This window comes from Micromonospora sp. WMMA1996 (assembly GCF_002573675.1).
Taxonomy (GTDB): Bacteria; Actinomycetota; Actinomycetes; order Mycobacteriales; family Micromonosporaceae; genus Micromonospora; species Micromonospora sediminicola.
The window spans coordinates 3,036,730-3,049,372 of the sequence record NZ_PDHU01000001.1 but is presented as its reverse complement, the minus strand read 5'-3'; the positions used below and the strand labels follow the sequence as shown (position 1 = coordinate 3,049,372).

General features: G+C 72.8%; 15 protein-coding genes. 7 read left to right on the top strand and 8 right to left on the bottom strand.

Annotation, left to right across the window (positions count from 1 at the left end):
* Positions 1 to 69: 69 nt before the first annotated feature.
* On the bottom strand, positions 70 to 747 hold the full coding sequence (locus tag COO58_RS13920) for a TrkA family potassium uptake protein (protein WP_172967805.1): 678 nt from the start codon (positions 745 to 747) through the stop codon (positions 70 to 72).
* A complete protein-coding gene (locus tag COO58_RS13915) occupies positions 740 to 2,101 on the bottom strand; it encodes a TrkH family potassium uptake protein (RefSeq protein WP_369700203.1) in 1,362 nt (453 codons plus the stop codon). The genes COO58_RS13920 and COO58_RS13915 overlap by 8 nt, the downstream gene beginning before the upstream one ends.
* A gap of 233 nt (positions 2,102 to 2,334) precedes the next feature.
* On the opposite strand from COO58_RS13915, the gene COO58_RS13910 reads away from it, so the two are divergent.
* Positions 2,335 to 3,660: a sodium:proton antiporter gene (locus tag COO58_RS13910; protein WP_255292616.1), complete on the top strand. Its 1,326-nt coding sequence runs from the start codon at positions 2,335 to 2,337 to the stop codon at positions 3,658 to 3,660.
* On the opposite strand, the gene COO58_RS13905 is transcribed toward COO58_RS13910, so the two are convergent.
* From COO58_RS13905 to COO58_RS13895, 3 genes are all read right to left on the bottom strand, one after another.
* Entirely contained in the window at positions 3,642 to 4,940 is a 1,299-nt protein-coding gene (locus COO58_RS13905; RefSeq protein WP_098745268.1) for an ArsB/NhaD family transporter, read from the bottom strand. The two genes, COO58_RS13910 and COO58_RS13905, sit on opposite strands and share 19 nt — an antisense overlap.
* A complete protein-coding gene (locus COO58_RS13900; protein WP_091573785.1) occupies positions 4,937 to 5,383 on the bottom strand; it encodes a CBS domain-containing protein in 447 nt (148 codons plus the stop codon). Before COO58_RS13900 ends, COO58_RS13905 begins: the two co-directional genes overlap by 4 nt.
* Before the next feature lie 122 nt (positions 5,384 to 5,505).
* Positions 5,506 to 6,015, bottom strand: a complete 510-nt coding sequence (locus COO58_RS13895; RefSeq protein WP_098745266.1) for a MarR family winged helix-turn-helix transcriptional regulator — start codon at positions 6,013 to 6,015, stop codon at positions 5,506 to 5,508.
* A 26-nt stretch (positions 6,016 to 6,041) separates the two neighbouring features.
* On the opposite strand from COO58_RS13895, the gene COO58_RS13890 reads away from it, so the two are divergent.
* The 5 genes from COO58_RS13890 (at position 6,042) to COO58_RS13870 (ending at position 9,180) form a co-directional block, all read left to right on the top strand.
* Entirely contained in the window at positions 6,042 to 6,746 is a 705-nt protein-coding gene (locus tag COO58_RS13890; protein WP_098745265.1) for a potassium channel family protein, read from the top strand.
* Complete coding sequence (locus COO58_RS13885; protein ID WP_098745263.1) at positions 6,739 to 7,830, top strand: PP2C family protein-serine/threonine phosphatase; 1,092 nt, start codon at positions 6,739 to 6,741, stop codon at positions 7,828 to 7,830. The genes COO58_RS13890 and COO58_RS13885 overlap by 8 nt, the downstream gene beginning before the upstream one ends.
* Positions 7,831 to 8,076: 246 nt before the next feature.
* Complete coding sequence (locus COO58_RS13880) at positions 8,077 to 8,346, top strand: BON domain-containing protein (protein WP_098745261.1); 270 nt, start codon at positions 8,077 to 8,079, stop codon at positions 8,344 to 8,346.
* A gap of 34 nt (positions 8,347 to 8,380) precedes the next feature.
* Positions 8,381 to 8,752 (top strand): DUF1330 domain-containing protein, encoded by a 372-nt coding sequence (locus tag COO58_RS13875; protein ID WP_091573790.1) that lies wholly within the window; start codon positions 8,381 to 8,383, stop codon positions 8,750 to 8,752.
* Positions 8,749 to 9,180, top strand: coding sequence for a hypothetical protein (locus tag COO58_RS13870; RefSeq protein WP_091573791.1), 432 nt, complete (start codon positions 8,749 to 8,751; stop codon positions 9,178 to 9,180). The genes COO58_RS13875 and COO58_RS13870 overlap by 4 nt, the downstream gene beginning before the upstream one ends.
* 3 nt (positions 9,181 to 9,183) lie before the next feature.
* Here the strand turns inward: COO58_RS13870 and COO58_RS13865 are convergent, their stop codons facing one another.
* Entirely contained in the window at positions 9,184 to 9,579 is a 396-nt protein-coding gene (locus COO58_RS13865; RefSeq protein WP_098745260.1) for a DUF4190 domain-containing protein, read from the bottom strand.
* 65 nt (positions 9,580 to 9,644) lie between these two features.
* On the bottom strand, positions 9,645 to 10,853 hold the full coding sequence (locus COO58_RS13860) for a DUF2254 domain-containing protein (RefSeq protein ID WP_176558810.1): 1,209 nt from the start codon (positions 10,851 to 10,853) through the stop codon (positions 9,645 to 9,647).
* Between the two features lie 115 nt (positions 10,854 to 10,968).
* On the opposite strand from COO58_RS13860, the gene COO58_RS13855 reads away from it, so the two are divergent.
* Complete coding sequence (locus tag COO58_RS13855; protein WP_098745256.1) at positions 10,969 to 11,811, top strand: L,D-transpeptidase family protein; 843 nt, start codon at positions 10,969 to 10,971, stop codon at positions 11,809 to 11,811.
* 106 nt (positions 11,812 to 11,917) lie between these two features.
* On the opposite strand, the gene COO58_RS13850 is transcribed toward COO58_RS13855, so the two are convergent.
* Positions 11,918 to 12,598, bottom strand: coding sequence for a hypothetical protein (locus COO58_RS13850; protein WP_141561895.1), 681 nt, complete (start codon positions 12,596 to 12,598; stop codon positions 11,918 to 11,920).
* Positions 12,599 to 12,643: the final 45 nt, after the last annotated feature.

Here is a 12,643-nt window from a genome sequence, read left to right as displayed (position 1 = left end):
CAGCGGCCACCGTACCCACGATCCGGTGACCGGGGAAGGGCTGCCCGTCATCGATCCGACGCAGACGGCCTACTCGCTGGCGGCGAACCGTTCCACGCTGTCGATCGGTCCGACGATGAGGATCAGGTCGCCGTAGGCGAGCACCGTGTCCGGGGTGGCGTGGCTGAACTCCGCGCTCACTCCGGGCGGCGGAGCCTGCGGCTTGACCGCGACCACGGTGACGCCCCAGCGACTGCGGAGCCGGCATTCGCGTAGCGGCACGCCCACGACGTCGCGCGGCGGGGTGGTCTTGACCACGGCGAAGTCGGCGTCGACCTCGACATAGTCGAGGATCCGGCCGGAGAGCAGATGGGCCACCCGCTCGCCCATGTCGTGCTCGGGCGCGACGACCCGGTGGGCGCCGACTCGGGTGAGGATGTGCCGGTGCTGGTCGCTGACCGCCTTGGCCCAGATGTCGGGGACACCGATCTCGGACAGCAGGCTGGTGGTGAGGATGCTCGCCTGGATGTCGGTGCCGATGGCCACGACGGCGCGCCGGAACTCCCCGACGCCGAGTTGTCGCAGCGCCTCGATGTCGGTGGAGTCGGCCGTGACCACGTGCGGGAGGTGGCCGGACAGAGCCTGGACCACCTTCGGCCGGTGGTCGATGCCGAGGACCTCGGTGCCGCGGCTGATCAGCTCCAGGGCCAGCGCGGAGCCGAACCGGCCCAGGCCGATGACCACCACGGGTTCGTTGAGGTCAGCCAACGATCGTCCTCTCCTCGGGCAGTTCGAAACGTCGGGTCCGCTCCCGCAGTGCGAGCGCGGAGGCAAGGGTCAACGGCCCGATCCGGCCGGCGAACATCAGGACGATCAGCAGCAGGTCCGCCTGCGGTGGCAGGCTGCCGGTGATCCCGGTGGACAGCCCGACGGTGGCGAATGCCGACACCGCTTCGAACAGTGCCCGGTCCAGTCCGTGCGGAGTGATCACCACCAGGGTGAACGTGGCGGCGGCCACCGCGCCGACACTCAGCAACGCCACCGCGAGCGCCTGCCGTTGGTTGCTCGCCGGGATGCGCCGGTTCCCGACGTGGACGTGGGTCTCGCCGCGCATCTCCGACCAGAGCACGAACGCGAGCAGCCCGAACGTGGTGACCTTGATCCCGCCGGCGGTGCCGGCGCTGCCGCCGCCGACGAACATCAGCACGTCACTGGCGAGCAGGCTCTCCGGACGCATCGCGCCGATGTCCAGGCTGTTGAAACCGGCCGTGCGGGTCATCGTCGAGGCGAAGAACCCGGCCAGCAGTTTCTCCGGACCGCCGAGCGGGCCCAACGTGGCGGGGTTCGTGAACTCCGCCGCGGTCAGCACGACGGTGCCCAGCACCAGCAGGGCAGCCGTGAGGGTGACGGTCAGGCGGGTCATCACCGACCACGCCGCGGGCCGGCGCCAGCACCGGGCGAGCTCGAACACCACCGGGAAACCCAGGCCGCCGAGGATCACCGCCCCGGAGATCGTCAGCGTGATCCAGGGGTCGGTGACATAGCCGACGAGGCTGTCGGCGTTGGTGGAGAAGCCGGCGTTGTTGAACGCCGACACCGCGTGGAACACGCCGTGATACGCGGCCGCCCCGACCGCTTCGCCGTGCCCGAGGGCGAACCGTAGCGTCAACACCACTGCCACGACTGTCTCGGCGGCGAGGCTGAACAGCACGATGCGCCGCACCACCCCCCGTACGTCGGTGAGGTCCAGGCTCTTCGTCTCCGCCTGCGCGAGGAACCGGGCCCGTAACCCCAGCCGGCGCGACACGAGCACGGTGAACAGTGTGGCCAGCGTCATGATGCCCAGGCCACCGGCCTGGATCAGCAGCAGGATGACCACCTGCCCGAACAGCGACCAGTAGCTGCCGGTGTCCACGGTCGCCAGGCCGGTGACGCACACCGCCGAGGTCGCGGTGAACAGCGCGTCGACCAGCGGCGCTCGCCGGCCCGACGCGGTGGCCACCGGCAGCGACAGCAGACCGGTGCCCAGCGCGATGGCCGCGCCGAACCCGACGGAGATCACCTGGGCCGGATGTCGAAAACGGGCGCTCCGGCGCTGCCAGACGGGCCGTCGAGCGGTCAGCGCCACGGTGGGCCCGCCCGCCCCGGTCCTGTCGCCGGGTTCGTCCGCTCCACCTGTCCTGCCCGCGTCACGCCTGGATCCTGTCATGCCGGCGGCGGTGGCGATCATCAGCGTCGGCCCCGGGGTGACGTGCGAAGGCGGCCCGGGCGCGGGCCCGTTATGATCGGCCGGATCCGTGGAGCGCCGGGAAGTCTGGTCGGCACCCTGCTTCGCCGTGCCCGCCGGAGGTCCCCGTGCTGCTGCTCTGCTTCGCCGCCGTCCTGCTCGCCGCCGTGCTGGTGTCGGCGCTGGCCAAGCGGACGATCCTGTCGACCGCGGCGTTGTTCCTGGTCGCCGGCTTCGCCCTCGGCGAGGGCACCACCGGAGTGCTGCACCTGCAGGCGGACTCGCCGATCGTGGCGCAGCTGGCGGAGCTGGCGCTGTTCGCGGTGCTGTTCACCGACGGGATGCGCGTGGGCTGGGCGGACCTGCGCAGCGCGTGGCGGCTGCCCGGCCGGGCGTTGGGCTGGGGCCTGCCGCTGACCCTGCTGGTCACCGCCGTGCTGGCGCACTACGTGGCCGGCCTGGACTGGCCCGAGGCGCTGCTGATCGGCGCGATCCTGGCGCCGACCGATCCGGTGTTCGCCGCCGCGCTGGTCGGCAACGACAAGGTGCCGGCCCGGCTGCGGCACCTGCTCAACGTGGAATCGGGCGTGAACGACGGGCTGGCGCTGCCGTTCGTGGTGGTGCTGCTGGCCGTCGCCGCCGGCTCGGACGACCTGCACCTGGGGGAGCTGTCGACCGAACTGGCCGTCGGCCTGGCGATCGGCGTGCTGGTGCCGCTGCTCGCGATCGCGCTGGAGCGGACCCGGTTCTTCGCCGCGTCGGCGGCGTACGCGCCGCTGAACGGGGTGGCGATCGGGTTGCTGGTGCTGGCGCTGGGCAAGGCCACCCACGGCAACCTGTTCCTGGCCGCGTTCGCCGCGGGCATCACGGTGGCGACGTTCGGGCCGCGGGAGCGCGCCGCGTTCGAGCACTTCGGGGAAAATGTCGCGGAGCTGCTGAAACTGGCCGCGCTGCTGGTGTTCGGGGCCCTGATCTCCCCCGGGTTCCTCGGCGAGATCCCCTGGACGGGCTGGGTGTTCGCGCTGCTGGCGATCGTGGTGGCCCGGCCGCTCGCGCTGTGGGTGTCGTTCCTGCGCTCCGGGTTGAGCCTGCGCGAGCAGGCCGCGGCGATGTGGTTCGGCCCGAAGGGCTTCGCCTCGGTGGTCTACGGGCTGCTCGTGCTGGAGGCCGGCATCGGCGCCGCGGACGAGGTGTTCCACCTCGTCGCGTTGACCATCGTCATCTCCATCCTGGCCCACTCCTCGACCGACGTGGTGATCGCCCGGGCGTTCGACGACAGCGCCGAGACGCCGAACTGGCACGGTGTGCTGCGCCGGATCCGCCGCGCCCGCCGTGTCCGCCGCGCCGACGCCGCTCCGAGGCACCGGGTCGTGGTCGGCGCGGACGCGGCGGACACCGACCGGACCGGGCGGGACGACAGCGCGACACCGGACCCTCAGGCGAGGGCGAAGTAGCGCAACCACAGGTACGGCATCGCGAGCCCGACGGTGACCAGGGTGACGACCAGGCCGTAGCGGGTGAACTGCCAGAAGGTGATCCGCTGCCCGGCCCGTTCGGCGAGCCCGAGGACCACCACGTTGGCGGAGGCGCCGACGGCGGTGGCGTTGCCGCCCAGGTCGGCGCCCAGGGCGAGGGCCCACCACAGGACTCGGGACTGCCCCGCGTCGCCCTGGGCGTTGACCAGGTCGGCGACCACCGGACTCATGGTGGCGACGTACGGGATGTTGTCGACGAGCGCCGACAGCGCCGCGGAGCCCCACAGCAGGACCATCGAGGCGGGTAGCAGCCGGCCGTCGGTGACGTCGATCGCGGCGCGGGAGATCTGTTCGACCACGCCGGTGTTGACCAGCGCTCCCACCATGACGAACAGGCCGGCGAAGAAGACCAGCGTGGGCCACTCGACGTCGCGGCTGATCTCACCGGCGTCCAGGCGGGAGAGTGCGAGCAGCAGCAGGCCGCCGAGCAGCGCCACCACCGCCGGCTCCAGGTGCAGCGTGGTGTGCAGCACGAACGCGGCGGTGACCGCGCCGAGCACGGCCAGGCCGAGGACCAGCAGCCGCCGGTCCCGGATGGCGTCGCCCTCGTGCAGGGCGGCGATCTGGGCGGCCCGCTCCGGGTCGTAGCGGAACGCGTCGCGGAACAGCACCCGGCACAGGCCCAGGAACACCACCAGCAGCAGGGCGACGAACGGGGCCAGGTGGATGAGGAAGTCGTTGTAGCTCAGGCCGCCCCGGCTGCCGATGATGATGTTCGGCGGGTCGCCCACCAGCGTCGAGGTGCCGCCGATGTTCGAGGCCATCGCCTCGGCGATGAGGAACGGCACGGCCGGCACGCCGAGGCGCTCGCAGACCAGGAAGGTCACCGGCGCGATCAGCAGGACGGTGGTGACGTTGTCCAGCGCCGCCGATGCCACCGCGGTGATCACCACCAGGATCACCAGCACGCGGTACGGGCGGCCTCGGGCCCGCTTCGACGCCCAGACCGCCACGTACTCGAACCCGCCGGTGCGTTTGAGGACGGCGACGATGAGCATCATGCCGATCAGGAGGAAGATCACGTTCCAGTCGACGCCGGCGTCCTCGGAGAAGAACGCGTGCGCGGTGTCGGTCGCGCCGATCAGGAACATCACCGCCGCCCCGCCCAGCGCCGCGGCCACCCGGTGGACCTTCTCGGTGGCGATCAGCACGTAGGCGGCGGTGAAGACGGCCACGGCCGCCCAGGCAGTCGCGGTCATGCGGCGAGCATCCGGTCCAGCAGTGCGTCGAGCGTGATGCCGCCGATCATCGGCTCGCGGGGCGGCGCCACCGCGACCAGAGGGCTGCGCTTCTGGGCCATCACGGCGGCCACCTCCAGGACCGTGGCCTCGGGGCCGACCACAGGAGGCGCCAGCCGTTCCGGTGGTAGCAGGTCCGCGACCGACCGGCCCTCGGCTCCCCGCAGGAACATGTCGGCGGCCGGCTCGTCGATCATGCGGGCCAGGGTGGGGTCCTCCCGGCAGTAGCCCGGGATCACCAGTCGCAGCACCTGCGTGCCGGGCAGGACGGTCACCGGACGCCCGGCGGCGTCGACCACGATCAGGCCGGGCAGGTTGTGTCCGGCCAGGAGGCGGGCGGCCTCCAGGACCGAGGTGGCGACGGTGATGGTCGGGAAGGGAACGGCCAGGTCTCGGGCTCGCACGACAACTCCTGGGATTCGGTGGACGTGACGGTGGGTGGGCCGACCGGACTCGTCGGTGCTCCGATGATCATCCAGCCCGGGGGTGCGGGAGCCTGGAGACGCTCCGTGACCGGGTGGACGGCTCAGACACCGGGCTCGCGACCGACACTGCCGGCCCACTCCCGCCACCACTGGTCCTCGGTGGGCTCGCCGGCAGCCGCCACCAGGGCGGTGACGAGGCCCGCCGCGTCCGCGGAGGGGGCCACGCCCGCGGCGCGGACGAGGTCGCGGATCCGCTCGGTCCGTCCACGGACCACCTCCCCGACCAGGTCGCGTCCGGCCTCGGTGAGGGTCAGCCAGGCCACCCGCCGGTCGGTGGTGCCCTGCCGCCGGGCCACCAGGTCGCGCCGGACCAGCCGGTCGCAGGCGCGCGTCGCGGTCGACGGGTGGACCCCGAGCACGGTGGCGAGGTCCACCGTCCGCAGCGGTCCGCGTGCGGCCAGCAGCACCATCGTGCGGTACTGGGAGAGGGTCAACTCCGTGTCGAGGCCGGCGAGCGTCCGCGCGGTGAAGCCCACCATCACCCGGCTCAGCGCGGCGAGTCGGGCGACGAGGGCCGACTCGGGGTCGGCCACCGGCGCCTCCGGCGGCATGTGGAGTTCCACCGCACAATGGTTGCATGGATACAGGAAAGGTGGCGGGGGTGGTCCTCGACCAGCGGGACGGATTCCGACGGCGCGCGATCGGGCGCCGGGAGCAGCTCAGCGCCGCCCCGCCGACCCTGCTGTCCGTGGTGTTCCTGGCCGCGTACGCGTGGCCCATCCTCGTGCCGCAGCTCTCCCGCCGGTGGGTGGCCGCCTGCGAGCCCATGACCGTCCTGGTGCTGCCGTTCCTGCGTCCGCTGCGCGCCCTCCGACCGGTCACCGTCGTCCTGAACCTGACCCGACGCACGACCGACCGGGCCCGTGGTCGCCTCGCCCTCTACGTCACCGCCACGACCGTGCTGCTGGTGGTCGTGTCGGCGCTGGCGGTGCTCGACGCGGAACGGGCGGCGCCGGACGCCTCGATCACTTCGTTCACCGACGCGCTCTGGTGGGCCGCGGTGACGATCACGACGGTCGGGTACGGCGATCTCTTCCCGGTGACCACGGCGGGACGGCTGGTCGCGCTCGGCCTCATGGTCGGCGGGATCGGCCTGATCGGTTTCGTGACCGGGTCGCTCGCGACCTGGATCGTCGAGCGGGTCGCCGACCGGAACCGACCGGAGCCGGCCACGGCCGCCGACGTCGCCGCGCTGCGGGACGAGATCGCCGCGCTGCGGGCGAGGTTGGAATCGGGGTCCTCCGCCGCCGGGGTGCCTGATCGGCTCGCCGTCGATGACTGAGCCGGGGCGTTCCGCCGACTCCGGTCACCGGTCGTGGCTCGGACTGCCCGCGGCGTTGGCGCTCATCGCCGTCGTGCTGCTGGTCGACGTGGCGGCCGCCGCACACGCCGTACTCATCGGTTTCCTGGCCCTGGCCCCGCTGCTGGCCGCCGCCGTGGACACGCCGAGACGGACCGCCGTCGCGTCCGCCGCGGCGACGGCCGCCGCCGTCCTGGCCGGCCTGCCGAGCCAGACCCTCGGCAGCCTCGACCACGTCCTGCGGGTCGCGGTGGTCATCGCGGTCAGCGTCGCGGCACTCTACGTGGCCCGGGCCCGCACATCGCGCGAGGAGCGGATCCGGCGGATGAGCGAGATCGTGCGAGTCACCCAGAAGGCCATCCTGCGGGAGGTCCCACCCAGGATCGGCGACGTCGCGCTGGGCGCACGGTACGTCTCCGCGCAGCGGGGTGCGGGGGTGGGCGGGGACCTCTACGAGGTCGTACCGGGACCGGACCGGGTGCGCGTCATCATCGGTGACGTGTGCGGCAAGGGACTACCGGCGGTGCAGCTCGCCTCGGCGGTCATCGGCGCCTTCCGGCAGTCCGCGATCGTGCGTGACCGGCTGGAGGAGGTCGCCACGGATCTCGACGCCCTGGTCGCCCGGGAACCGAGGCCCGCCTACGGGGTCACCTTCGTCACGGCCGTGCTGCTGGAGGTCCGTGGGCCGGACCTGTGGGTGATGAGCTGCGGGCATCCCGTGCCGCTGCGACACCGTCCCGGGCGCACGTCCGTCCCGCTCGGCGAGCAGGAGCCGGACCGGCCGCTCGGGCTGGGCGGCCGGCGTACCCCGCCGGCACGCCACACCTGGTCGACCGGTGACCGGTTGCTGCTCTACACCGACGGGCTGATCGAGGCGCGCGACCACGCCGGCAGGTTCTTTCCGCTTCGGCTGCTGGACCGCCCGCTGTCCGCCCCCTCCCTGCCGAAGGCGCTCGACGCGATCTGGCGCGCGGTGCGCACGCACGTCGGTGGCGAACCTCGCGACGATCTCGCGCTGCTGCTGATCGAGCGGCTGCCGGACGCGGGCGGCGACGCCGGTCGGTAGCGGGCCGTCCCGTGTGACGTCAGGCCGGCACGTCGGCGTCGACCGACGTGGTGGCCCCGCTCGACGTGGCAACGGGGCCCGGTGTCGGTGGGGCGGTGACGGCGGGCGTGGACCGCGCGTCAGGGGTCGGCGGGACCGGCGGGGAGACGGACGGGGGCGGGTGCGGATCGTCATGAACCTGTCGTATTGCCTGCCGAACACTGGGGGTAGGTCGTGAGGAACGCCGATCGAGTGAGGAGACCAGTCATGACCTACCCGTGGTTCTTTCCGGAGGGAACACCCGCGCTGTTCCACGACGGCCCGGCCGCGAACGACACCCGGTTGGCCTGCCGGGTGGTCGAGCAGCTGAGTGGTGACCCGCTGCTGCGCCACGAGCGCATCTGTGTGGAGGCGCAGAACGGGGTGGTCATCCTGGAGGGACGGGTGGGCTCGGCCGACGTGGCGGCCCGTGCCCGGGCTCTCGCCTGGGCCGTGCCCGGGGTGCACGATGTCAACGTCAGGGTGCACGTGGTGTGACGCCGCCAGGCGGGGACGACAGGAGAAACAGATCATGGCAGTTGATCCCGTCGGTCGGGACCTGAAGGCGTTTCTCGCCGCCGACTCCGACGCTCCGGTGGTGATGCTCAACCTGCTGCGCTTCGCCGAGGGCGGGCGGGAGTCCTACGAGCGGTACGGCGCCGCCCTGCGGGAGACGTTCCTGCCCCGCTACGGCGGCGAGGTGCTCTACGCCGGCGACGGTGCGCCGGCGCTGGTGGCGGAGGAGGGCCAGGCGTGGGACGCGGTGCTGCTGGTGCGTTATCCGAGCCGGGCGGCGTTCAGCCGGATGGTCGCCGACCCGGAGTACCAGGAGGTGACCCGGTGGCGTACAGCGGCGCTGGAGGAGGCCGTGCTGCAGCCCACGGTGCCCTGGACCAAGGAGTGAGCCCGGCCCGGCCGCGACGGCGGACGCACCTGGCAGCCCTGTCGACGGCGGTCCTGCTCGCCACCGGCTGCGCCGGCGAACCGGAGCCCCCGCGGCCGTCACCGGAGCCGACCTCCACCGTCCGGCTGGGCACGGTCGCCCGGGCCGAGGTGGGCGCCCGTCTCACCGTGACGGCCACCGTCGATCGCGTCATCACCGGCACCGCCTTCGTGGTGCGCGACGTCGACTTCACCGACGGGACCCTGCTCGTGCTGTCCGTCGATCCGGCCAGCGCGGAACCGCCGCAACTGGTGACCGTGAGCGGCACCGTCGTCGACTTCTCGTACCGCGACCTGTCCGACCGCTACCGGCTCGGGCCCGCCGGCGCGTACCGGGAGTTCGAGGGTGGTCGGGCGCTCGCCGCCGAGCAGGTGAACGGCTGGAACTGACGGTCAGTTGTCGAGTCGGTCACGCAGGTCGTCGACCTGCTGCTGGAGCCGGTCCACCGCGCCCTCGTTGTTGAGGAACGTGCTGATGCCCGCGCCGAGCGCCAGCCCGAGCAGCAGGGCGATCACACTGAGCACGAGGCCGCCGATCGCCACGCCGCGGCCGGTGACTCCCGGCCGGGCGGCCATCTTGAGGCCGACGATGCCCAGGACGACGCCGACGATGGCGAGGACCACGCCGATCCAGGCGAGGATGGCGGTGAGCACGCTGAACAGCGCGGCCACGCCGAACACGAGGGCGAGCGCGGCGGCCGTGCTGGTCTTGGCCGCCGTACCGGATCGGGTCCGGCCGGCGCGGGTCGAGGCGTCGGCCCCGCGGGCCGGTTCGCTGGACGCGGTCATGGTGCTCCCTCCACCACGCCGTGTGGCGCGGGCCTGTGCCGGCCGCTTCCCCCGTCACCGCCGAGTCATTCCTGCCGACTCTCGGTCCGACGGGCGATGTCGGGCAGGTGTTCCGGCAGCGCCACGGAACGCAGGTCGGCCAGCACGTCGTCCAGGAGGCGGGTGATCCGCGGCTGGTCGCGTCCCGCCCGCCGGACGTCGTCGACCGCGACCGCGAGGAAACCGTCGAAGTCCTGCGCCCGCGCCCGTACCCGTGGCGTGCCGTCAGGGTCGTCGACGAGCAGGCGGTGACCGGGCCGGCCGGCCAGACGACGCAGCAGGTCGTGCATCTCCTGGACGCTGCGGACCGCGGTGGTGGTGTCGTTGATCCCGGGTGACAGGGCCCGCTCGGCGATGTCGGTCAACTGCCGGAACCCGAACCCGACGTCCTGACCCAGGGTCCGTTCCACGCCGAGGCTCACCGCGACGCACGCCCGCGTCTCCGGCACGCTCGCCGGGAGCTGGCCGCCGGGCAGCGGATGGACCGCGATCAGCGGTTGCCCGGCCACCACGAAGTCGCCCGGCGCGGGCAGGACCGACAGGGCGCAGTCGTGTTCGCGGGCCAGCGCGGCGAGCCGGCCGAGGTCGACGTGCTGGATCATGCCGGGCTGCGCCGCGGTGATCACCTGCGCCGGCGGGGTCAGCGGTGCGACGGGCCTGGCGGCCGGGCCGACCGGATACTGCTCCTCGATCACCCGGCGGGTCTGGGCGCCGACCGCCGCGATGATGTGTGAGACCCGCATGACCGTGGTGACGTGGTGCAGGTAGTAGACGAACAGCCCGCTGCTGGCTAGCACGAAGGTCATCGTCACGGCGAGCGAGAGTTCCGGCAGCCGGGCGTCGGGGCCGGCCGGCAGTGCCGCCAGCACCACCATGGCGAACAGCGCGGTCGCCAGGAAGGTGCCCAGAGCCGCCTGCGTGATCCGGTCCCGCAGGAAGGTCCGCAGCACCCGGGGGGAGTACTGGCTGCTGGCGAGCTGGACGGCCACCACGGTGATGGAGAAGACCAGCGCGGTGAACGAGATCATCGCGGTGATGATCGAGGACAGCAGCGACCGGGCGCCGGCCACGCTGCTGGGCAGGAACCCGGCGGTGGGCAGGCCCAGCCGCAGTTCGGCCACCGACAGGCCGAGGGCCAGCAGCACGGCTCCGGCGGCGAACGCCGCCGGCACCAGCCAGAATCCCGACCACGCGGCCGCCAGGCGGGACCGGACGGTACGCGGAGTGCCGCTCATTCCCCCGTAGTCCCCGGTACGCGCCCTTTGCATACCTGCCGACGGGTCTGTTTACCTGGAGGGGCATCCCGACCGGACGCACGAGGGGAGTGGGCCGGAACCCGGCACGCTGATCATGAGGAAACGACACGTCACGGCAGCCGTCACCGCCGCCGCCCTGCTGGTGCTTGCCGCCGGCTGCGGCGCCGAGCAGGATCCGGAGCCGGCCTCGTCCGGTCCGAGCCGGCCGGCGACGTCGACACCGCCACCGGCCCCGCCGACCGCCCCGACGACCGGTGCGACGCCCACGCCCGCCTCGACCACGGCGTCGCCTTCGCCGTCGAGTCCGTCGCCGTCGGGCACGCCCGACGGCGGGGCGCGGGAGGCCCTACGTCGTGGCGACACCGGCGACGCGGTCCGGGCACTGCAGGAGCGGCTGGACCGGCTCGGATACTGGGTCGGCGAGTCCGACGGCACCTACGGCCTGCTCACCGAGCAGGCGGTCTACGCGCTGCAGAAGGCCGCCGGCCTGCGCCCGGACGGGATCGTCGGCGCGAAGACCCGGGCCGCGCTCGACGACGGGAAGCGCCCGGACGCCCGCAGCACCGACGGCCATCTCGCCGAGGTGGACCTGGACCGGCAGCTGCTGATGATCGTCGACGACGGCGAGGTGAGCCGGATCTTCAACACCTCGACCGGCACGTTCGAGCACTACACGTACCAGGGCGAGACCTACCTGGCCGACACCCCGCGCGGCCGGTGGACCATCGACTGGCAGGTCGACGGCTGGCGCGACGGCCCGCTCGGCCGGCTGTACCGGCCGAAGTACTTCCAGGAGCAGGGGATCGCCATCCACGGCTACACCAGCGTCCCGCCGTATCCGGCGTCGCACGGCTGCGTGCGGGTGACGCTGCCGGCGATGGACTGGCTGTGGGCCCAGGACGTGCTCCCGAAGAAGACCCAGGTCTGGGTGTACTGAACGCTCGGGCGGGCAACTGTCGGACATCTTCCGTCGACAAGGAACGTCCCCTCGTCATGCTCGGCCTGCGACCCCACGACGACCACCTCGACTGACGGGTCGGCCCTCACTCCTCCGGTTGGCGGCGTTGCTCCTCGGCCCGCTCGCGGCTGAGGAAGAACGCGCCGAGCGCGCCGGCCAGGGTGCCGAACACCGCCACCGAGTACGCGGCCAGCACCAGTTCCAGGATCTGCGCGAACGTGTCGTTCACGCGCAGCGGCTCACCGGTGATGGTGGCGTAGGCCGCGTCGTGCAGGGCACGGGGAAGATTGCGGTAGGAGCCGGTGACCACGAGCAGTTGCCCGGCCGCGAGGATCACGGCCATGGTCACCACGGCGAGCCAGGCCAGCCGGTCGGTGAGCAGCCGGCCGGCGGACCGGGACCCGCGGATCGCGGCGGCGACCACGCCGCCGCCCCGGGCCGCCCGCAGCGCGCTCGCCGCCCGCAGGAACCGCAGGAAGGGCACGGCCAGGAAGATCAGCTGCCACCAGTTGTGCTTCCAGAACTCGCCGGCGCGGTGGCGGGCGGTCCAGGCGCGGAGCGTGAACTCGGCGACGAAAACGGCCCACAGGATCCAACTGGTGACGGTGAGCACCGTGCTGAGCGGCTCGTCGTGGACGAACGCCTGGGCCAGGACGAGCAACAGGAAGAGCAGCCCCAGGACGCCCATCGGCTTGTCCAGCCGGTGGGCGAGGCCGTTGAGGCGGGCGTCGTCCTCATGTCGTCGCCGGCCGGGATCGTCGCTCACCCTGCCGTAGCCTACCCGCGCCCGGACCCGGGAACGGCCGCTCGC